The following is a 23,082-nucleotide window of genomic DNA, read 5'->3' on the forward strand; positions in this document are numbered from 1 at the left end:
CGGACTTGCGCGGGTTTAAACAAATTAAAAAGCTAAAAACTATTTTGTAATTAGAAGCAGTAAGTGTTTTCTGCAACCAATTTTTCTGCAATTTTTTCTCTAAGTGCCACAACATTTGGCAGGTTAGTATATTTAGTGAAACGTTTAAGTCCCATTAACATCATACGTTGTTCGTCACCTTCAGCGAAAGAAGCGATTCCTTCTTTTCCTCTTAAGTTAACAATATCAACCGCTTTGTATAAGTATAATTTTGCCATAGCAATTTGCTCTTGAACTTTATCTTCGCCTTGAGCTTTTGCTAATTTTTCAGTTCTCAAAATAGTACTTTCAGCCATGTAGATTTCGATCAAGATATCAGAAGCAGCCATCAATAATTGTTGGTGAGCATCTAATTCAGGACCATATTTTTGAACAGCGCTTCCTGCAACCATCAAGAAAACTTTCTTCAAGTTTGCAATGATTCCTTTTTCTTCAGAGAATAATTCAGAGAAATCAGGAGTATCAAAAGATGGAATTCCCATTAATTCTTCTTGAACTTTCATTGCTGGTCCAAGTAAATCAACGTGACCTTTCATTGCTTTTTTGATCAACATACCAACAGAAAGCATTCTGTTAATTTCGTTTGTTCCTTCGTAGATACGAGCGATACGGGCATCTCTCCAAGCACTTTCCATTGGAGTATCTTCAGAGAATCCCATTCCACCAAAAATCTGAATTCCTTCATCAGAACAAGATTGAACGTCTTCAGAAACCGCTACTTTCAAGATAGAACACTCGATAGCATATTCTTCAACACCTTTTAATTCAGCTTCTTGATGAGAAGTTCCTTCTGCTTCACGAGCAGCAATTCTGTCTTCGATGTCTTTTGCAGCACGGTAAGAAGCACTTTCTCCAGCGTAAGCATTAGTTGCCATTTCAGCTAATTTAGAACGGATAGCGCCAAAAGATGAAATAGAAGTGTTGAACTGAATTCTTTCGTTAGCATATTTTACAGCTCCAGAAGTAACTCTTCTTTGAGCATCTAAACAAGCCGCAGCCAATTTAATACGTCCAACATTCAAAGCATTCATAGCGATTTTGAAACCGTTTCCTCTTTCAGATAACATGTTTTCAACCGGAACTTTTGTTTCGTTGAAGAAAACCTGACGAGTAGAAGAAGCACGGATTCCTAATTTATGCTCTTCTTCATTCATAGAAATTCCGTTTGAAGGATCGTTTTCTACGATGAAACCTGTAATATTTTTATCATCTCCAATACGAGCAAAAACGATGAAAACGCTACAGAAACCTGCATTCGAAATCCACATTTTTTGACCTGTGATAGAGTAGTATTTTCCATCTTCAGATAAAACTGCTTTAGTTTTTCCTGAGTTAGCATCAGATCCTGCTCCTGGCTCAGTTAAACAGTAAGCACCAAACCATTCTCCAGAAGCTAATTTTGGAACGTATTTTTTCTTTTGTTCTTCAGATCCATAAAGGGTGATTGGCATAGTTCCAATTCCTGTATGTGCACCAAAAGCAGTTGAGAACGAACCTGTTGCTCCAGAAATGTAGTCACAAACTAACATTGTAGAAACAAATCCCATTCCTAATCCACCGTATTCTTCAGGAACTGCAACTCCTAAAAGCCCCAATTCACCAGCTTTACGCATAGATGATTCTGTGTAAGCGTAATCTTTTTTCTCAAAACGATCTTTATGCGCCCATAATTCTTTGTCAACGAACTCTTTTACAGAGTCACGCATCATTAACTGCTCTTCCGAGAAATCTTCTGGTGTGAAGATGTCCTCGCATTTTGTTTCTTTAACTAAAAACTGACCACCACGTGTCACGTTTTTTTCGATTGTATCTGCCATGATTATGTTTTTTTTATATTTTGTTTTTGTTCAATCTTGTCATTTCGACGAAGGAGAAATCTCCGCAAGTAGCTCTACAACGATTGACAAACTTTGCAGAAAATTGTCGCGGAGATTCCTCGTTCCTCGAAATGACAAACTAGATGGTTACTTTGTCGAATTACTAGTGCGATTTCTCGTTCCTCGAAATGACAAACTGAACGTATACTTTACTTAATAATACTTTTTATAATACTTCGTAAATCCCCGCAGAACCTTGTCCAGTTCCCACACACATACTCACGATTCCGTATTTATTACCTCTGCGTTTCATCTCATCGAATAACTGAACAGAAAGTTTAGCTCCTGTACATCCCAGTGGGTGACCTAAAGCGATCGCTCCACCGTTTACGTTTACGATTTCTGGGTTAATGTTTAATTCGCGAGTAACTGCTAAAGCTTGTGAAGCAAAAGCCTCGTTTAACTCAATTAACTCAATATCGTTTAATGTTAAACCAGCTTGTTTCAACGCTTTCGGAATTGCTTTTACAGGACCGATACCCATAATTCTTGGCTCAACACCAGAAGAAGCAAAATTTACTAATCTGGCAATTGGCTCAAGATTTAATTCTTTAACCATGTCTTCACTCATGATTAAAACAAAAGCAGCGCCGTCACTCATTTGAGAAGAGTTCCCCGCAGTTACACTTCCGCCAGCGGCGAAAACTGGTTTTAAACCTGCCAAAGCCTCTTTAGAAGTTCCTGCTCTTGGTCCTTCGTCTTTGTTTACAACGTATGATTTAGTTTCTTTTTTACCATTTTCATTGATGAAAGTCTGCTCAACAGTAATCGGAACGATTTGTTTATCGAATTTTCCTTCTGCTTGTGCTTTCAAAGCTTTCATGTGAGAGTTGTAAGCAAACTCATCCTGATCTTCTCTAGAGATTTTGTATTGGTTAGCTACTGCTTCAGCAGTTAAACCCATTCCCCAATAGTAATCTTCGTGACCAGCAGCCGCAACTTTATAATCCGGAGTTGGTTTGTAACCTCCCATCGGGATATAACTCATACTTTCTGCACCACCCGCAATGATACAATCTGCCATTCCTGATTGGATTTTAGCAGTCGCCATTCCGATAGTTTCTAATCCAGATGCACAGTAACGGTTAACCGTTACACCAGGAACGTCTTCCACTTTTAATCCCATTAAAGAGATCAAACGTCCAACGTTTAAACCTTGTTCTGCTTCCGGCATGGCATTTCCTACCATAACGTCATCGATACGTTTTTTATCGAAATTAGGCAGTTCGTCCATCATAAACTGAATGGTCTCTGCAGCTAATTCATCAGGTCTTTTAAATCTAAAAACACCTTTTGGAGCTTTTCCAACTGCTGTTCTATATGCTTTTACTATATATGCTGTTTTCATTTGTTTTTGTTTTTTATTTGATAATTCTCTGAACCTTTGATTAAAAAATAATTAATTTTCTCTTTGACAGCCTCGTTAGAGGCTTACTGTTTATAGAAAATTAGATTTTTTATGTTAAAAACTCCGTAGGAGTGACCTGTTTATTATTCAATCCAATCAAACAAATATTTTTCATCATATTCAATTTCAAATTTTTCTAAAAATGAAAGATATTCTTCTTTAAATGTTTGTTTTTTATGATTTTCTTCTTGATTTAAAATGTATTTTACAACGTTGTCCAAATGACTTTTTGAATAAGAGAATGCTCCAAATCCTTCTTGCCAGTTGAACTTTGTTTTAATCCATTTACTATCATTAATAAATTTTGATGAACCTGCTTTAATGTCTCTAACTAAATCAGATATTGAAAGGTTTGGTTTCATTCCAATCAAAATATGAACGTGGTCCGGCATTGCAAAAATGGATAGTAGTTTTTGTCCTCTATTTGAAATAATTCCTGTAATAAATTTGTGCAATTCTTCACGGTTATCTTTTCTAATCAAATTTTCTCGGCCTTTTACAGCAAAAACAATTTGAATCTAAATTTGTGAATATGTATTTGCCATAATTTTTTTTTAAAACAGGTCGCTCCTACGGAGCTGGAACCAAAATCGCTATATTTTTTCTACAAACAGGTAACCTCTACGAGGTTAGTTTCTCAAAGGCTTACCTTTAGTCAACATGTATTGAATTCTCTCTAAAGTCTTACGCTCAGTACAAAGAGATAAGAAAGCTTCACGTTCGATATCTAATAAATATTGTTCAGATACTAAAGTTGCTTCAGATAAATCACCTCCAGCCATTACATAAGCCAGTTTGTTAGCGATTTTCTTGTCATGCTCAGAAATGTATTTTCCAGCTTCCATTTGATCCGTTCCAACTAAGAACATTCCAAGAGCTTGTTTTCCTAATACTTTAACATCCGTTCTTCTGATAGGTTGTGTATAACCAGCTTCAGCCATTAACAAAGCATGTTTTTTAGCTTCAGCAATCTGACGATCTTTGTTGACTACAATAACGTCTTTTCCATGTTGAAGAAGTCCAGTATCAAAAGCCTCATATCCAGAAGTCGAAACTTTAGCCATAGCGATTGTTAAGAAATACTCTTGAAGAACGTTCAATTCCACATCGTTTTTGCGGAATAAATCTGAAGCTCTTAAAGTCATTTCTTTAGAACCACCACCTCCAGGGATAACTCCAACACCAAATTCAACTAATCCCATATAAGTTTCTGCAGCTGCAACCACTTTGTCAGCATGTAAGCTCATTTCGCATCCGCCACCAAAAGTCATTCCGTGAGGTGCTACTACAACTGGAATAGAAGAGTAACGAACACGCATCATTGTATCTTGAAACAATTTAATTGCCATGTTCAATTCATCGTATTCCTGCTCAACCGCCATCATGAAAATCATTCCGATATTAGCTCCAACAGAGAAATTCGCCGCTTGATTACCAATAACTAAACCTTGATATTCTTTTTCAGATAAGTCGATTGCTTTATTGATAGCTTGAAGTACATCACCACCAATTGTATTCATTTTAGATTGGAATTCTAAGTTCAAGATTCCGTCTCCTAAATCCTGAATGATTGCACCACTATTGCTCCAAACTTTTTTGCTTTCGCGAATGTTGTTCAGAATAATGAATGAATCTTGTCCAGGAACTTTTACTTGTGATTTTGTCGGAATGTTATAGAAATAAGTCGCTCCTTCTTGTACAGTATAGAAACTGTCGCTTCCAGAAGCCAACATTTCAGTAACCCATGCAGCAGGCGCTAAACCTTCTGCTTTCATGATTTCAATTCCTTTTTCAACACCTATGGCATCCCAGATTTCGAATGGACCATTTTCCCATCCAAAACCAGCTTTCATGGCATCGTCAATTTTGTATAATTCGTCTGAGATTTCAGGAACTCTGTTTGACACATAAGCAAACATTCCAGCGAAACTCTTACGGTAGAATTCTCCCGCTTTATCTGTTCCTTTAACTAAAACTTTAAAACGATTGATAGGTTTATCGATAGTTTTAGTTAATTCTAAAGTTGCAAAATTTGCTTTTTTCGCAGCACGGTATTCTAATGTATCTAAGTCAAGAGAAAGAATATCTTTATCTACTTTTTTATAAAAACCTTGTCCAGTTTTGCTTCCTAACCAATTGTTTTCCATCATTTTATTGATGAAATCAGGAAGTTTGAACAATTCATGTTGTTCGTCGTTCGGACAGTTTTCATAAATACCATTGGCAACGTGTACCAAAGTATCCAATCCAACAACGTCAACCGTACGGAAAGTAGCCGATTTTGGACGACCAATAACTGGTCCAGTCAATTTATCCACTTCTTCAATCGTTAATCCCATTTCTTTTACAAGGTGGAATAAACTTTGGATTCCGTAAATACCAATTCTGTTTCCAATAAACGCCGGAGTATCTTTTGCAACAACCGAAGTTTTTCCTAAGAATTTTGATCCGTATTCGTTTAAGAAATCCAATACTTCAGTAGAAGTTTTCGGACCAGGAATAATTTCAAATAATTTTAAGTAACGCGCAGGGTTAAAAAAGTGTGTGCCGCAGAAGTGCTGTTGGAAATCTTCACTTCTTCCTTCACTCATAAAATGAATTGGAATACCAGAAGTATTAGAAGTAACCAAAGTTCCCGGTTTACGGAATTTCTCGATTTGTTCAAAAACTAATTTTTTGATATCCAAACGCTCTACAACAACCTCGATAATCCAATCAACATTGGCAATTTTTGCCATGTCATCTGTTGTATTTCCAGTCGTAATTCTGTTTGCGAATTTTTGACTGTAAATAGGTGATGGTTTTGATTTTAATGAATTCGCCAAATGTTCGTTTACCACACGGTTGCGAACGGCTTTACTTTCAAGTGTTAATCCTTTTTTAGCTTCAGCTTCGGTCAGTTCACGCGGTACGATGTCAAGAAGTAAAACTTCGACACCAATGTTAGCAAAATGACAAGCTATACCTGAACCCATGATTCCGGATCCAATTACAGCAACTTTTTTAATTGTGCGTTTCATACTTGTTATTATTTGTTTGTAGGAGAAAAAGAATGACTTTTTAGACTATTCCTTTTCTGTGTTTTCTGTTGAATTAAATATGTTTTTATCGTGAATCAGTTCGTTGATGATTTCAGAAACTTCGATAAAATGATTCAGCTTTTCTTCTGAAACATGTTTTCTAACGCTTTCATTAAACTTCAGAACTGTATTTTTAGATAAATCTCTTTTTTCTTTTCCAAAATCGGTCAGGTAGATCAAAACACCTCTGCCGTCACTTGGATTCTTTTTGCGAACTATTAAACCTTTTTCTTCCATAGATTTTAAGGTTCTGGTTAAGCTAGTTGCTTCCATGCCCATTCTTGGGCCTAGAGCGGTTGATGGAGTTCCTTCTTCTTTGTCCATACTTAAAAGAGCAAATCCCGTTGCCATTGTTGCATCGTATTTAGCAGCTTCTTCATTGTACATTCTTGAAACAGCCTGCCAAGTTGCTCTTAAAATATAATCTATCGTTTTGTCTTTCATAGGTAACTATATCGATTTCAAATATAACTAAAAAATACTATGCATGCATATAATTTTTTAATAATTTTTTGGTTAGTTATAAAATATCCCTGATTTAGAGGGTTTTGGTTATTTATTTTAAGTGTAATATACTATTCTTTTTTTGTATTTTAACATTTTTAATGCGGTAAAAATCTCTTTTTGGTTTTTAAAAAGCATTAAATTCTTTATTATGTAAAAAATTATGTATTTTTTTCAATTCGTTCATCAGAATCGTAGCGTGAAATAGCATCTAGAAGAGTCTTTTTCATACGATTTCTCAGACCTTCGGGCCTTAAAATCTCCAAACAGCTTCCAAATCCTAATAGAAGTCGTTCCATTTCATAATTTGGGATTACATATATATGTATAATAACGCTCCCGTCTTCATTTTCCTTGATTAATCGCTGAGAAGTATGCAAAGGTTTTGTGATTACATAAGGAGCATTCGAAGCATCAACCCATAATTCAATACGTCTTGCTTTTAATCCTGAATTCACAGTTACGCCAATTACATCCTTATAATAATCATCAGCATCAAAATCTTCTTCTAAGTAAGGATGATTAAAATCGTAATCAATAGAAATAATTCTGTCCAAAGCTAAATTGGTTATAGGCTGTGAGGCTTTTTTCTTCCCGATTAAGAACCAGCGGTTGTTGAATTCCTTTAAGATAAAAGGATGGAAATGAAATTTGCTTTCGTCTCTGGATTTAAAAGATTTATAGGTAATAACCAAAACCATTTTTTTGATAATCGCCTGATATATCTCATCCAGATAATGCAGTCCTTTTAGTTTTTCATTTTTATCGAGATAGATTACAGGATTGGTATTGGACTTTTCTGAATAGATTTTGTCCTCTAATCGTTGTAGAATATCAGAAACATCATTAAATAAAGAGAAATCCTTAAATTGTTTCAGCATCGAAACTGTTTCGGTCAAAACATTCATATCGGTTTCCGTCAGTGGAATATCGGTTATTGAAAAATCTTCGTCTTCATATTTATAATACTTTTTATCGTAAACTACGATTGGTGCATTATAACCGAGTTTTTCACTACGCATCAGCTGAATATCCATTTGAATCGTTCGCTTGCTGATTGGGTTTTGTCTGCCTTCATATTCAAATAAAGCTTCAGAACATTCTTCGATTAAATCTTCTAGTGTCCATTGCCTGTATTTATTCTGAAGGCATTTGTCAATCGTTTTGTAGCGTATTAAGGCGTTTTTGTTTTGTGACATTTTTCTGTTGTTTTGCCACAAAGGCACGAGGACGCTAAGACTTTATTTTTTATGCCACAGATTAAAAGGATTTTAAAAATCTGCTTAAATCTGCCTAATCTGCGTGAAACAAAACTTTGCGACTTTGCGACTTTGAGAGATTAATTCCGTGTTATATATTTTGGGCGTGCCCCTCCGGGTCGGGCTTTCGGCTATATCTTTTGTTCCATTTCATTTCACAAAAGGATACCGCCTCAATCCCTCACGCATTTACGTTAATAATGAAATCTCTTTTTCAATATTAATTCTTGCTTTTTCCTCATACAAACTCCTAAACTCATCAGTCTGAAAAATAAACTCATTCTCCAGAAAATGTTTCAACGCTTTCGCGCGTCCGGGTTTGTATAGAAAATCAGGATAAATACGATATTCTTTTCTAATTTGCTCAAAATAGATTTTATAATCTTCCCAATCTTTAGCGAGTATTTTCAAATCAAAATCGATTAACCAATTAATATCTTCAATAGAATTATGTTGATGTTGTTGTGTAGCACAAATTGCATTAAAGACCAATTGTTTATTTAGATTGACATTTTCAGGTAAAATAGCGAACGCAAACTCAGCACTTTTGAGTTCATTATCTTTTTTGGAAGCCGAATACACAAAATCATGATAAAAGATTGAAAATAATATTTCATCGGGATTTTGAAGTTTATCACGATACGTTTCAAAACTGGCAATCATTTCTTTTAAATGCGTGAGATTGTGGTAATGCCTTGATTTTTTGGAATATACCTTTTCTAAATCCAACCAGTTATGCTGAATTTCATTCTTTGAAAAGCCAATATTAGATAGTAAATCAGAATAAATTTCTTTTAAATTCATCTTGTTTTTTAATCAAATTTAAAATTCTTTTTTTACTGCGCAAAATAATTGCGTAGTAGTTTTGAAATCTTTGCTCAAGAAATAAAACAAATAGTATTTCTAAAAAAATGAAACAAAAATTTTACTACGCAAAATAACTGCGTACTAGTTTTAAAATCTTTGTTCAGAAATAAAAACAAACGTTCATAGAAATAAAAAAAGAATAAAACAGGTCAAGTTTAAGTTACTTCGAAAACACTTTCCAATGTATACACTTATACGATTACCTTTTTATTTTATAATCATAATTGGGGCAGTAGCTCAGCGGTTAGAGCAGGTAGTTTTGAAATTATCCATCAAAGGTCAATCAAAATTTACTTCTTACACTTTTAATGTCCGGGTCGTGGGTTCGAATCCCACCTGTTCCACAATTAATGGTCAATTAAAACTTACTTCAGACAACGGCTACTTTTCGGTTCGAATCCGAACATAGTTTTAAAATCATCATTAAAAAAAACGAGGGTCAAGATTAACTTACTTCTACCAATCCGATAATTTGTTAGTTAATCCATTACACTCCAATTTCAGGTCAAGTGTTTCTTACTTCAAAATCTTTTAGGTAGAACTCAGAAACGCAATTATCTAAATTTTAAAAATTAAAAAAAATGAAAACAAAAGAATTATTAAAAATCAGTTTACGTCAAAATGCTATTTTCATTCCGTCAGAAATGATTGCAAACAACGTTAAAAATATATCTGGAACAACTTCAGTTTTGTTAGCCAATGTTTCAAAACTTGGATTTACATTTTCTGAATCTTTGCTTCACGCTTTAAACAACGTGAGCCCTACTTATAAAATCGAGGTTTTAGAAGTTTTGAGAGAAGTTCTAGGAACCGATAAAAACTGGACGCCATTAGTAAAAGAATGGAATATTCCAACCAACGAATCTGTTGTAGATCATATTATCACTTTTTTCGGAAATGTTTTCCAGACTAAAAACGGAACAACTTTACAATGCGGTCATATTATCCCTGATAATACTTTTCCATTAGAAAGATACAACGGTTGCCCATTCTGTGGAACTCCGTTTGAATTTGGAAAACTGGAAAATATCGGACAAGGAAGCAAATTAAAAATGCTGGAATTGTGGTCAGAAAAAGATTTAAATGATTTCTATATCTCATTATTGCAATCTAAAACCGCTTTAGACGCTACTCAGGTAGATAGTTTAAAAATGGCAATGCAATATTTGCCTTTACCAAAAACAGAAGTAGCAATGAAGGAAACTTTAATGCTGGTTATCGATCTTTTGATCGAAAATGGTAAAGAAGCAGAGGCGTCTCAGTTTTTGAAAACGCCAACAGATATCTTGCGATACTTATGGTACAAAAACACAGGAATGCTTCAGATTATCGAGCCAAAAACGATTATCAAAAGAACATCAAAAAATGCACAGCATTTCCATAGTGTTTTAGATACAAGTGTTCAGGCAAGAATTGCTTCTCAAAAAGATTTGAAACTTAAATATTCCCGAAAAGAATGTTTGATGGTCGCAAATTGGTTGAACAATATGGATATGGAAGTGGAGACAATGTGCGAAACGATGCATCCAAAAAGAGGAATGTGGGTTCGTTTTATCCGAGCGTTGCGTTTGGCAGAATACAGCAAAAGAAAAGGATTTGAGAAATTGAATTTTTTAATGGATGTATTCTACAACCAAGTGTACGATGTTTGGCAAAGCAAAGTAGATTCGTCAAGATTGAAATTTGATGCCGATAAGACTTTTGCGCTATTAAAACAACGTCCAGGATTATTTGCGCGTTCTTTATTCTCGAATATGCTATGGTTTGGAGCTGATGAAACAATCATCCATTTTGAAGAAATCATTGATAAAGTTCCGGCTCGATTGGTGTTTACATTAAATATGTATGCTCAAAATTATTTTGATAAAAACATGCAGAGAAGCGTGAAACCTTTGGGTGGAACAAACAAACGAATTGAAGCAAATGCTTTATTGAAGTTGTACGAAGATTTTCAGTTGGAAGCAATGAAAAATCAAATCGAAGAATTGTGTCTTTTGGCCATGAAAAAACGATTTGCAAAAATTGCGAATACCAACAAAACAATCTATATCGATCCGCAATTGTTTAACATTCCGGTTTCTATAGGAGACCGAAGCGAGACAGTTCAGGATTTACCAGTTGCTTTAATGGGAACTCGTTTCCCAGTTGAAGGAAACGAAGTGCGATTGTTTATGCAGTGGGGTAAAGATTTGCCAGCACAGCATTTAGATATGGATTTAAGCTGTCAGATTGCATATGAAGATAGCTTAGATATGTGCTCTTTCAGCCGATTGACGACTACAGGTTGTCAGCATAGCGGTGATATCCGAAGCATTCCGAATAAAATTGGAACAGCCGAATATATCAATATCAACATCGACGAATTGGCGAAAGCCAAAGCTAAATTTGTAACTTTTACTTGCAACGCGTACAGCAACGGAAGTATTACGCCAAATCTAGTTGTAGGTTGGATGAACAGCAAACACCCGATGAAAATTTCGGAGAAAACTGGTGTAGCATACGATCCGTCGTGTGTAGATTATCAGGTTCGTGTGACGCAGAATGTTGCCAAAGGTTTGGTTTTTGGAGTGTTGGATGTAGCCAAAAGAGAAATCGTTTGGTTAGAGATGACTTTCGGAGGTCAGGTTGTTGGTGGATTGGATTTCAAAGGCGTTCAGGCGCTATTGGCAAAACTAAACAGCAAATTGAATATTGGTAGTTTGTTACAGCTTAAAGCGGAAGCTCAAGGTTTGACAATCACCGAAAATGAAATTGCCGATGAGGTTTACACAGCGCAATGGGCGATGAATCCAGCAGTGGTGACGCAATTATTAATAGATTAAAAAACAGAAACCGCGGATTCTTAATTGAGTTCGTGGTTTTTATTTAAAAACCTGAGTTCGATTATTAATTGGTTGATTTAAAATATTTTTTTAGTTCCTGCAAGGTTTTTAAAACCTTGTAGGTATCTGGATATCAAGAGAACAATACCTACAAGGTCAAAAAAAGACCTTGCAGGAAAACGCTGTAATATAAACGTTTGAAAATAAGTAAATTAAAAGCATATAATAATCGAACTCAGGTTAAAAAATAGAAAGATGATGACAATCAAAGACCTTAAATATAAAATAGAAAAGAGGCTTCAAAAAATAAAACTTTACAATGACATTTACGGATTTCAAATTCAACCTGATAGCAAACTTGTAAACGGTATCAGCAGAAAAGAAATTGATCAATTGCAAATATTATTTGGATTTGATTTTCCCTGGGAATATAGAGAAATGCTTTTGCTTTTTTCTAATTTAGATAGACCAACCATTTCAATTAATCCGGAGGATGAGTCAGATATAGAATATTCTGAGGATCATTTCTTTTATCAATATCCTGAAGATTATGAAAAATCGAGATGGATCATTGAGGAGCTTAATGATAATAAAATTGAAGCGGAAAGTGTTTTAACCGAGGCTGGTTTTGATGTTTCAAAAATAGTAGGATACATACCAATGCATCATCATCGTGTTCTCGTGGTTTTTGAAGATAAATATCTATCGCCAGTTATTTCTGTCTGGGGTGCCGATATTATTATGTTTGGATATAATTTGAGGGAATATTTGAAATATGAACTTTTACGATTTTAAAATCTACGCAAAATAACTGCGTACCAGATCATAACCTTTACATTACCAATTAAAAATAATTTATAATGAAACCTAATTTGCCATATCCTTATTATTTCTATGGTTCCGACGATTCTACAGATCAGGATGTAATCATTATTATCTCAAAAGAAGACATGCCTGAAAAGCAGGAGGACAGAAAAAATAAGGTATTGGCGCTTTTGAAAGAGTATGATCTGAATTGGAATGCAACATTAGCTGTGATTGAAAATGGAAAAATTTCAGATACCATTTATACAAAATCATGGATTGATTCTCTTAATAATGCATTGTTGCAAACGTATTCTCTACATGAACAAAATCATGAATTGCTGGTAAAAGAAAAACATGTTAGAAATAAAACATTAGCTATTTATAAAGCTGTACGTACCGTTTTGACTATGCTGACGAGAACTGAATACAGAACTAAGATTCGACCAATCTTAAAAGGAATTCATGATTTTAATCTGAAATTGGAAGCTCTCAGGAATATAGATTTTGTTTCTATTTCAGAATTTAATCAAAAGAATACTGATGATATTGATATTTGGAAAATCATTGCTTTTTACATAGGACAAAATATTGCACTCATTGAAAATGATATAGAAATATATACTAAAAAGAAATTTGTCAGCCATTTTAGTGATTTGGAAGCTTTTATTTATAGAAAAACAATCACTGTAAAAGAAAAAGAAATTTTACAACAATATGTTCATTATTGGCTAAAACTGACTAGCAATTTTGGAGAGTTTCAATCAGTAAATGGTTTTCTGACTTGTAATGATGAATGCATCGATATGCTAAACGAAAAATATTAAAAAATGAAACCATCAATTTATCAAATATTCGGATCTGAAAATTCGCTCGATGTCGATTTGGTTTTCTTTATTGAAAAAATACCAGAAACGATTGTAGGAAAACTGGCTTTATCAAAAGAATTAAGTCAATCAATAGTTTCATTTTTTCCTGAAAAAGTAATCAATGCCAATCTTGCCGTTTGTAAAAACGGACACTTAACAGAAGTTTACAAAGGCACTACCGACGAGTTGAATAACGCCTTATTTTATACGTATGATTTTCATAAACAAAAACAAGAGAATCAAATTGTAAAACTTTTGGTGCGTGATGTAGATTTGAAATTTTTAAGAAGCACCCGAATAATTTTGTCTTTTGTAAGCAAAACCGAGTACCGAGTTTTGGTAAAAAATGCTTTAAAAGGTAATCTCTCTGAAAAAATTAATGTTCTGGAAAAACTCGATTTAACTAAAATTATTTCTTTCGGAAAAGGAAAAAATAACAATGACATTATAAAGTCAATCGCTTTTCAGTTAGGACAATGCATGGCGCTTCAGGAAAACAAAGAACTGTACACTAAAAATCAAATTGCAGAACATTTTCCAGAATTGCGAAAATATCTTTTCAGGGAAGAAAACGTCAATTTAAACGATTTACAAAAAGGACTTTTATATTTCGTTGAATTACTGAAAACAAGAAGTTTAAACATGAAAAAGACGTTTGAATATAGATATAAGAAGAAAACAATTTTAACTACGCAAAATAACTGCGCAGTAGCTTTTGAATCTTTGTTCAAAGGAAAGAACTAATGAATACAACACTTTTAAAAGAAATGATTTCGGCAAACTATGTAAGGGTAAACAAACACCCTGAACACGATTTGTACATTTATAATTATACTCAAAATGCCCAATTTGAGAGAGTTTGGAACGAAATTACCATTGCTTGTCGTGGTCTTATTTTAGATAAAGATTTAAATGTTGTGGCAAGACCTTTTCCAAAGTTTTTCAACTTAGGCGAAATAGAAAATCAGGTTCTTCCAGAATCCCCTTTTGAAGTTTACGATAAAATGGACGGCTCGTTGGGTATTTTATACTGGATAGAAAATGTTCCTTTTATGGCCAGCAGAGGCTCTTTTGCCAGCGAACAGTCAGATAAAGCAAATGAAATGCTTCACGGAAAATATAAAGATTCATGGTCGCTTTTGGATAAAACCAAAACCTATTTGTTCGAAATTATTTATCCTGAAAACCGTATTGTTTTAGATTACGGAGCATCAGAAGAGTTGGTTTTGCTGGCGATTATTGATACCAATTCAGCAGAAGAATTTCCGTTGGAAGATATTGGTTTTCCTGTTGTTGAAAAATACCACGGAATTAAAGATATTGAGACTTTAAAAGAAATGGAATTGGCCAACAAAGAAGGTTTCATTATCAAATATGCAAACAATTTCCGTGTAAAAATTAAATTTGACGAATACCTGCGTTTGCACCGAATTATTACTCAGGTTTCGAATTTGAATATCTGGGAATATTTAAAAACAAAGCAATCAATGGAAGAAATTCTGGAACGTGTTCCTGATGAATTTTTCAGCTGGGTTAAGCAGACAAAAGCCGATTTGGAAAAAGAATTTAAAGCGATTGAAGAGCAATGCAAATTGGATTTCAAAGTTTTAGAATCCCGAAAAGAAACCGCTTTTTATTTCCTAACCTGTCAATATCCAAATGTTTTATTTGGAATGCTGGACGAGAGAGATTATTCAGAAACCATCTGGAAAATGATTCGTCCGAAGTTTGAAAAACCTTTTAATAGAGAAGAAGAATAAAAAAATATGACTGTTGTCTAAACAGACTAAAAATTGGACGCGGATAAAACGGATTCACTTCGTAAAAACGCGGATTAAAACTGATTTTCTGTTTAAATTATTAAAAAAACCGTTTTTATCCGTGTCTTCGCTTTAGCGAATCTGTAAAATCCGCGTCTAATTAGGCGGACTTTGAGAAGTATCAATATAAAAATTTGCACATCGTGTGCACTTTTTAAAAATTAATTTCAAACTGCGCAAAATAACTGCGCAGTGACAAAACTATATTTGTCAAACAAAACAAAAAACCATGATTATTAAACTTAAATCAGATAATAAATACTTTTTAGATATTCTTTATAAAAACCCAAATACAGACCAGGGGCTTTATTTGAAGGAATTGAAAAACGGAATCGTAATTGGAAATGTAATCGCTGAAAACGAATATCACTGTGTTTTTCTGGACGGTAAAAACAGCTATCTGCCGGAAGAAGGAAATCAAATTGATTTTCAAAGCTATTGCAGTCCGTTATTGGCATTGAACATGATGACGGAGTTTTTCAATCATTTGTATAAAGAAAATAAAGTTTTAGACGAAACAGTGATTCCATGGTTAGAGAAAAACTATGATGAAGTGGATACAGCGAAATGTACAATAGAGGTTCCAACTTTTTTTATAGATTCCAACTGGTATAAAAACGAAAAATACCTTTTGTCAAAATACATAGACGGAATTACGCTGGTTCATAAAATAGGAAACAATTTCGAATTAAAAATCGAAGGATCTACGGTAAGAGAGGCCATGCAGAAGTTTTCGTTGGTGGCATTATTTACCCATTTTACCAACAAATATGCGGTGTACACCTTCATTGATGATTATTTTATTCAAAAGCATATAACCATGTTTACGAATCTTACCGGTGTTCCGTACTTTGTTTTTTATCTTTTCATAAAAAGAATTATGCGTTCTCCAGTACAGTTTGAGAAATTTAAACCGCAGTTGGAAGCCTATTTTGATAACGAAGTTCAGTTTGGATTTACAGACACGCATCAGTCCAGAAAAGAATTTATCTGTGGTAAAATTAATTTTGATGAAGCTGTTTTAGACTTTGGCTGTGGCGAATTGCAGTATTACAAAATGCTTCATAAAAAAGGATTTACAGCGGATTATTATGCGTATGACGAAGTTGATTTTAAGCACATTGCCGATAAAATTCAGGAATCAGAAAGAACAGACAATTTAATCTGGACAGAAAATCTGGAAGAACTTAAAGGTTTTGAAGGACAAATTATTTTAAGTGAAGTGATTGAACACAATTCGGTTGAAGATGCAAAAGAGTTGTTGATCTGGATTAGAGACAATACAAATTTTACCCAATTGTTTGTTACAACGCCAGACAAGGCTTTTAATGTAAATTACGAATTGACTGAAGAATTTCGACACGACGATCATGATTTCGAATTATCAAATGCAGCCTTTGTAACGTTTATAAATGAAATTTTTCCAAATCCGAAAACATTTCATGGAGTAGGAGATTGTGTAAAAGGAGTTTACCCAACAAGCGCTGTAATCATTCAAAAAAAGTAAAAAATGTTAGACTATAAAGTAAGAAACAGAATAGAGTGGTTTTGCCAAAATAAAATCAATGATTTTTCGCCAACCATTTCGCCTGCGCCAAAAAATAAAGAAAGAAATGAGATTGAAAGCATCGAAACAGCGATTCAGTATTATATGGAAAACGGTGTTAACGAATTTGTAGTTCAAAAGAAATACATGGGTTCGTACTGCACCATTTATCTAAAAAGAAATATTGAAGAAACCTATTTCGTTTCGAGAAATGGCCACAAAATAGATCATATTGACATTGAAAAAGCGATTGATAGCCTGAAAGATTTACATGCCAAAATGCTAATTGATTTCCCTGAATTCGAAATCCTTTTGATTGCCTCTGAATTGTTGCCATGGAAAGTTTTGGGAGCCGGATTAATCGAAAAAGAATTTATAGGTTATTATGAGGCTTTGCAGACACACAATTCTTATTTAAAAGATTCGGGATTGATTGAAAAATTAAGTAGTGTCAAAAACGATCAGGACTTTACAGCTTATGTTTCAGATAAAAAACAACTTTCCAGAAAGGAATTTGCAGGCAGGCATAAAATGCATATTATCCGTCAGTATGATGCTTTGCAGGTATTAAAAATTCCGGATTTGAATAAACAGCAAGAGTCATTAAACGTGTTCAAAAATCAGATTGATACTTTTGGAACAGAAGGGGAAATCTGTTTTAAACCGTTTACGATTTTAAAAGAAGTAAAAATTTCGGGCGAGGAAATAGTACCAAACAGCAATCTGACTTACAAATTGATTAACGATGATCCGTTTTTGCATTTGGAAATTACAGCTTCCAATAAAGAAGAAAAGCTAAAAGAAATGTATGCTTTTTTCGAAAAACTGACGGAAGCAAACGAAGAAGGAATCATGATTAAACCGGTTCAGAACTACATTAAAGGTTTGCCACCGTGTTTTAAAGTCAGAAATAACAATTACCTGACGATGATTTACGGAGTGAATTTCCATCAGGATTTTGATTATTATTTGGATAAAAGAAACGTAAAAAAGAAGCTGGAACAGTCTATAAACGGCTGGGAAATCAACCAGAAAATGCTTCAGATTCCTTATAAAGATTTAGGAGAAGAAAACTATTTAATGCGTTTGCTTCTTTTGAAGAGAATCAATAATGAAGAAATAGAAAAAACATTAGATCCAAGATTGTAAAATTTAGTCGTAAAGTCGCAAGTCAAAAGACATTGCCAATATTAACTTTGTAATCAACTTTATGACTTTAGACTTTGGACTTTACGACTTAAAAAAAATAAAATGAAAAAGATACCAACATTAACGATATTAGTCGGTTGTCCGGCATCAGGAAAAAGTACGTTTGCAGAATGGAAAGTGAGAACTGAAGCCAAAACCATGCGAATTAGTCGTGATGAAATCAGGTTTTCTCAATTTCAGGAAGTGATGGATCCATCGGTTGAAAATATGATTTCGAAAATTATAAATGTGCAGACCAAAACCCTGCTTTCAAATGGATGGAATGTAATTCTGGATACTTGTAACGTTAAAGCAGAATACCTAAAACAGCCGGTTACTGAATTTTCAGAAATGGCCAATATCGAATTCAAAATGTTTGATTTGCCATTGGAAGAACTTTTTAGCCGAAATAACAAAAGAGACCGAAAAGTGCCAAAAAAGGTAATCGAAAACATGTATTACCAATTGCAGAAAACCAAAGAAAAGTTTGATTTTAGTCCGATAAAAAAAGTAGAAAAAAACTTGGAGTATTGCGCTCAAAACCCAGATTTGCCAAAAGCGATTATTTGTGATCTTGACGGAACGCTTGCGCTAATGAACGGAAGAAATCCTTTTGATGCCAGCAAATGTGATGAAGACGAGCTCAACAATCCGGTGGCGAATGTGTTGAAGAATTACAAAAAAATAGGATATCAAATACTTTTGGTTTCAGGAAGAGAAGACCGATACAAAGAACCAACCTTGCGTTTCCTTAAAAAACACGAAATCGAATACGACGACCTAATCATGCGTAAAACCAAAGACAGCCGAAAAGATTCGATCATCAAAACCGAAATCTATAACGAATCGATCAAAGATAAATACTTTGTAGAATTTGTATTAGACGACAGAAATCAAGTAGTGGATACCTGGAGAAATGACTTAAAATTGCCTTGTTTTCAAGTTTATTACGGAGATTTTTAATCTTAAGGTTTTTAACCGCAAAGTTCGCGAAGAATTTGAGGCAACGTTTGTCATTTATGACAAATATTACGCTTAAAAAATAATTTAAGACGACAGAGAGAAAAGACTTAGAATCTTAGCCTCTCAGAACCTTAGCTACTTAAAAAAATAATAACCAACACAAAGAATAAAAAACTTTGTGTCCTAGTGCCTTAGTGGCAAAAAACAAAAAACATGAATTACATAGATATCGGAATTAATTTAACCAACAAACAATTCCAAAACGACATAGACGATGTCGTACAAGACGCGCTCGACGCCGATGTATCGCAAATGATACTCACAGGCACCAGCGTACGAAACAGCGAAGAATCTGCAAAGATTGCGAGACAGTATCCGGGCGTGTTGTACGCTACGGCAGGAATACATCCGCATGATGCGAAGAGCTTCGATGCGCAGAGTATTTCGAAACTCAAGAAATTATTACAACTGAAACACGTAGTTTCTGTCGGCGAATGCGGACTCGATTTTGATCGTGACTTTTCGCCCCGAAACAAACAGGAAGAATGTTATAAAGCCCAATTAGAATTGGCGATCGAAGTTCAGAAACCGTTGTTTTTGCACGAAAGAAGCGCTTTTAATTCTTTTATGAATAGTACAAAGACTATTTACCGCAATTGCCAAAAGCCGTTGTGCATTGTTTTACGGGAACTTTGCAGGAAGCAAAAACCTATCTCGATAACGGATTTTATCTGGGTTTTACGGGAGCGATTTCAGATGCCAAGCGTTTCAGCCATTTAAAAGAAGTCATTCAGTACGTACCGCTCGACCGAATGATGATTGAAACCGATGCGCCGTTTATGCTTCCTAAAAATGTCCCGAACAGTGTCTTGAAGAAATACCACGAACGTCGTTGCGAACCTGCTTTTCTGCCCTATGTTGCCGGAACCATCGCACAGTTTAAAGGAATTACTTTGGCTAAAGTTGCGGAGGAAACGAGTAGGAATTCTAAAAGCTTTTTTGGGATTTAGGTTTTGTTTTCCTAACAGGTTTTAGAAACCTGTTAGGTATTTATTTGTTGGCTTTTAAATCAGGTGTTTGTACTTGGTTTGAAGGCTTTTTGTTTGTATATATTTGACAAGAAGCAAAATTTTACAACTGTACGGATTATGGAAAACCGTAAAGAAGTAATTAAAATTTATGCCACATTTGATATTTAATTCTAATTAGCATCAAATTTTATAAATAAAAATAAGACAATTATGAGTAATAGAGGTTCAGAATGGAGAAAATGGGATTTGCATTTTCATACTCCATCTTCTTATGATTATCAAGATAAGTCAATAACTAATGAAAAAATTATTGAAATATTAGAAAACAATAATATTTCGGTAATCGCAATTACTGACCATCATTTAATTGACGTGGAAAAAATTATTGATCTTCAAAATATTGGAAAAAATAAAAATATAACTGTTTTACCCGGAATAGAATTTAGAGCTGAATTGGGAGGAAGTGAATCTATTCATTACATTGGTATTTTTTCAGAGAAACTAAATAAACAGGAATTAACAGATATATGGATAAAATTACAATCCACATGTAAGATAACTCAAACAGATATACAAGCTATTGGTGGAGATGCCAATATTCAATGTGATTTTAAGGAAACCTCTAAACTGATTCATGAGCTAGGAGGACTAGTTTCAGTACATGCCGGTACTAAAGCTAATACTTTTGAAAATATAACGAATTCATTACCTGATAAGATAGCTCAAAAAGTTGGTTTAGTAAAGGGATATATAGATATTTTTGAATTAGGAAAAGAAGTTGATCAAACAAGTTATAATAATATAGTATTTCCTAATTTAGGATTTAAATTACCAATGATAATTTGTTCGGATAACCATAAGATTACGGATTATATTGTGAAACAAAATCTTTGGATAAAAGCTAATCCAACTTTTGAAGGATTAAAACAGATATGCTATGAGCCAGAACAAAGAGTCAAAATACAAAATGACAAACCAGATTTTAAGGAAGATAAAGTAATTATAAATAAAGTTAAATTTATCTCATCGAATAAAGTTTTTACCGATAATGAAATTTATTTAAACCCAAATTTAAATGTTATAATAGGCGGAAAGTCTTCAGGAAAATCAATTTTTCTTTATTCTATTGCAAAGACATTATTAGTTGATGATACTATTTTAAAAAATGAAAATTTAGAAGAAAAATATAATTTAAAATCAATCGATTCTGATTTCAATTTTGAAATTACAACTAATGCAGGAATTTCGCAAGAAATGTTTCGTAATTCAGAAGAGAATTCGATTATTCCAGATATTAAATATATTCCACAAAATTATTTGGTAAAATTAGCTGAGCCAGACATAAATAAAAAAGGAAAATCCTTAAACAAATTAGTTCGTGATTTGATTAACGAAGATCAAGATTCAAAAGAGAAGTATGATCAATTTATTAGAAATGTAAAACAAAATGATAAAGAGAGAGATGATTTACTAAATAGATATTTTGAACTTTTAGAAGAGGTAGCGAAGAGTGAATCTGAGTTGAAAACTAAGTCAAATAAAGAAGTTCTTGAGAAAAATATTAAATCTAATACTGAAAATGTAGAAAAATTAAATAAAGAATCCGGATTAAGTGACGAGCAGATTTTAAAGTATAAAGAAATTCAAAGTAAGCTTGAATTTAACACTGTACGTAAAAATAATTTTAACGATGATTTTGCTAATATTAATTCTGGTTTATCTGATTTAAAAAAGCTTTCAAATGAAATATTAGAAAAGAAGAAAGAATTTGTAGAAAAAATTAAAACAGAAAATAGCAAACAATACTATATCAATAAATTGTCATTTATTGATGATATATATTTAAATATCTCAAAAATATTTGAAGAAATTGAAGTTCAAACTGATGAAACAGGGAAGAGAACTTTTAAAAATGAAAATCTTTTAAAAAATAATTTGATTTCAATTAATGAGGAAAGAGGAGTTTTAACAAAAGAATTAGAGCCATACCAGCAAAATGAAAAATTGAAAAAACAGATTGAAATTTTAAATCAATCAATTATTGATGATAAAAAACTATTGGCAGATATTGCTTTATTAAATAAGGCTATATTAGATAAAAAAGCACTAATTGAAAATTGTCGAAAGGATATATTTAAACTATTTAAAGAAAATTTTGATGAATATAATAATATTATAAATGAACTAAAGCATAGAACTTTAGAGTTGGAGGGAGATGGTTTAAAAATAGATGGAATAGCACAATTTAATTTCCCGAAATTTGCTAAAAACTTATATGAAGTTAGTGATGGTAGAAAAGCATCATATAATAACTATACTATTTTAAAGGAAACTAATAAAGCTACTTCGCCAACAAATTTTAACGATATTATTGGAGAAATTGAAAAAATATTTATTGACATAATTAATGGAGATTATTTTATTTTGGCAAAGTATGGTAAAATGCAAGCCATAAAAGAATTACTTGAGGATTATTTCTTTGATTATTGGAAAATAACTTATAGAGATGATAAACTAGGAGAAATGTCTACAGGAAAAGCGAGTTTTGTGATTTTAATGCTAATAATTGGTTTAAGTAAATCTAAAGCCCCCATTTTAATTGACCAACCTGAAGATAATTTAGATAATAGATCAATAACCCTAGATTTAGTTTCTTATTTAAAGAATAAAAAATTAGAAAGACAAATTATCATTGTTACTCATAACGCAAATATAGTTGTTAATTCAGATGCTGAAAATGTAATTATAGCAAATCAGAAGGGACAGAATGAAATTGATACTTCAAGTAAGTTTAAATTTGATTTAATAAATGGTTCAATTGAAAATACTTTTGAAAAAGTATTAAAAGAAACTGATATTTTAAAAAGTATGGGAATTAGAGAACATATTGCAGATATAGTTGAGGGAGGAAAAGAAGCATTCAAAAAAAGAGAAAAAAAATATGGATTTTAATATAGTCTATATGAAATCTTATTTTTTTATGTAATTTCAGAAAGTAAATCACA

16 protein-coding genes, 1 tRNA gene and 1 pseudogene are annotated in these 23,082 nt (G+C 33.2%); 11 read left to right on the forward strand and 7 right to left on the reverse strand.

All coding sequences use genetic code 11. The features are described 5' to 3' along the window. Positions 1-50: 50 nt before the first annotated feature. The 7 genes from GSY47_RS08075 to GSY47_RS08105 form a co-directional block, all read right to left on the reverse strand. Complete coding sequence (locus tag GSY47_RS08075; protein WP_179002776.1) at positions 51-1,856, reverse strand: acyl-CoA dehydrogenase family protein; 1,806 nt, start codon at positions 1,854-1,856, stop codon at positions 51-53. Positions 1,857-2,082: 226 nt separating this feature from the next. Continuing rightward, positions 2,083-3,264, reverse strand: coding sequence for a thiolase family protein (locus tag GSY47_RS08080; protein ID WP_179002777.1), 1,182 nt, complete (start codon positions 3,262-3,264; stop codon positions 2,083-2,085). Between the two features lie 143 nt (positions 3,265-3,407). Then, positions 3,408-3,842, reverse strand: a complete 435-nt coding sequence (gene tnpA / locus GSY47_RS08085) for an IS200/IS605 family transposase (RefSeq protein ID WP_317197915.1) — start codon at positions 3,840-3,842, stop codon at positions 3,408-3,410. A gap of 111 nt (positions 3,843-3,953) precedes the next feature. Then, positions 3,954-6,344, reverse strand: coding sequence for a 3-hydroxyacyl-CoA dehydrogenase/enoyl-CoA hydratase family protein (locus GSY47_RS08090; protein ID WP_179002778.1), 2,391 nt, complete (start codon positions 6,342-6,344; stop codon positions 3,954-3,956). Between the two features lie 45 nt (positions 6,345-6,389). Continuing rightward, positions 6,390-6,848 (reverse strand): MarR family winged helix-turn-helix transcriptional regulator, encoded by a 459-nt coding sequence (locus GSY47_RS08095; RefSeq protein WP_179002779.1) that lies wholly within the window; start codon positions 6,846-6,848, stop codon positions 6,390-6,392. Positions 6,849-7,069: 221 nt separating this feature from the next. After that, positions 7,070-8,107, reverse strand: coding sequence for a helix-turn-helix transcriptional regulator (locus GSY47_RS08100; protein WP_179002780.1), 1,038 nt, complete (start codon positions 8,105-8,107; stop codon positions 7,070-7,072). 249 nt (positions 8,108-8,356) lie between these two features. After that, the gene (locus tag GSY47_RS08105) at positions 8,357-8,971 is read right to left on the reverse strand and encodes an HD domain-containing protein (RefSeq protein ID WP_179002781.1); all 615 of its coding nucleotides are present in this window, start codon (positions 8,969-8,971) and stop codon (positions 8,357-8,359) included. 289 nt (positions 8,972-9,260) lie between these two features. On the opposite strand from GSY47_RS08105, the gene GSY47_RS08110 reads away from it, so the two are divergent. The 11 genes and pseudogenes from GSY47_RS08110 (at position 9,261) to GSY47_RS08160 (ending at position 23,029) form a co-directional block, all read left to right on the forward strand. Next, positions 9,261-9,378, forward strand: a tRNA-OTHER gene (locus GSY47_RS08110). Positions 9,379-9,615: 237 nt separating this feature from the next. Then, positions 9,616-11,856 (forward strand): hypothetical protein, encoded by a 2,241-nt coding sequence (locus GSY47_RS08115; RefSeq protein ID WP_179002782.1) that lies wholly within the window; start codon positions 9,616-9,618, stop codon positions 11,854-11,856. A gap of 255 nt (positions 11,857-12,111) precedes the next feature. Beyond that, positions 12,112-12,651 (forward strand): hypothetical protein, encoded by a 540-nt coding sequence (locus GSY47_RS08120; protein WP_179002783.1) that lies wholly within the window; start codon positions 12,112-12,114, stop codon positions 12,649-12,651. 65 nt (positions 12,652-12,716) lie between these two features. Beyond that, positions 12,717-13,487: a hypothetical protein gene (locus GSY47_RS08125; RefSeq protein WP_219071229.1), complete on the forward strand. Its 771-nt coding sequence runs from the start codon at positions 12,717-12,719 to the stop codon at positions 13,485-13,487. A 3-nt stretch (positions 13,488-13,490) separates the two neighbouring features. After that, positions 13,491-14,273 (forward strand): hypothetical protein, encoded by a 783-nt coding sequence (locus GSY47_RS08130; protein WP_179002785.1) that lies wholly within the window; start codon positions 13,491-13,493, stop codon positions 14,271-14,273. After that, on the forward strand, positions 14,273-15,289 hold the full coding sequence (locus tag GSY47_RS08135; protein ID WP_179002786.1) for a T4 RnlA family RNA ligase: 1,017 nt from the start codon (positions 14,273-14,275) through the stop codon (positions 15,287-15,289). Before GSY47_RS08130 ends, GSY47_RS08135 begins: the two co-directional genes overlap by 1 nt. A 289-nt stretch (positions 15,290-15,578) precedes the next feature. Continuing rightward, complete coding sequence (locus GSY47_RS08140; protein ID WP_179002787.1) at positions 15,579-16,856, forward strand: methyltransferase domain-containing protein; 1,278 nt, start codon at positions 15,579-15,581, stop codon at positions 16,854-16,856. 3 nt (positions 16,857-16,859) lie between these two features. Next, complete coding sequence (locus tag GSY47_RS08145; protein WP_179002788.1) at positions 16,860-18,044, forward strand: hypothetical protein; 1,185 nt, start codon at positions 16,860-16,862, stop codon at positions 18,042-18,044. Positions 18,045-18,146: 102 nt separating this feature from the next. Continuing rightward, entirely contained in the window at positions 18,147-19,046 is a 900-nt protein-coding gene (locus GSY47_RS08150; RefSeq protein ID WP_179002789.1) for a phosphatase domain-containing protein, read from the forward strand. A gap of 213 nt (positions 19,047-19,259) precedes the next feature. Continuing rightward, positions 19,260-20,056 (forward strand): annotated as a pseudogene (locus GSY47_RS08155) (TatD family hydrolase). Between the two features lie 231 nt (positions 20,057-20,287). Beyond that, complete coding sequence (locus GSY47_RS08160) at positions 20,288-23,029, forward strand: TrlF family AAA-like ATPase (RefSeq protein WP_246611288.1); 2,742 nt, start codon at positions 20,288-20,290, stop codon at positions 23,027-23,029. The last annotated feature ends 53 nt before the right edge of the window (positions 23,030-23,082 follow it).

This window comes from Flavobacterium quisquiliarum, from assembly GCF_019308285.1.
Lineage (GTDB): Bacteria > Bacteroidota > Bacteroidia > Flavobacteriales > Flavobacteriaceae > Flavobacterium > Flavobacterium quisquiliarum.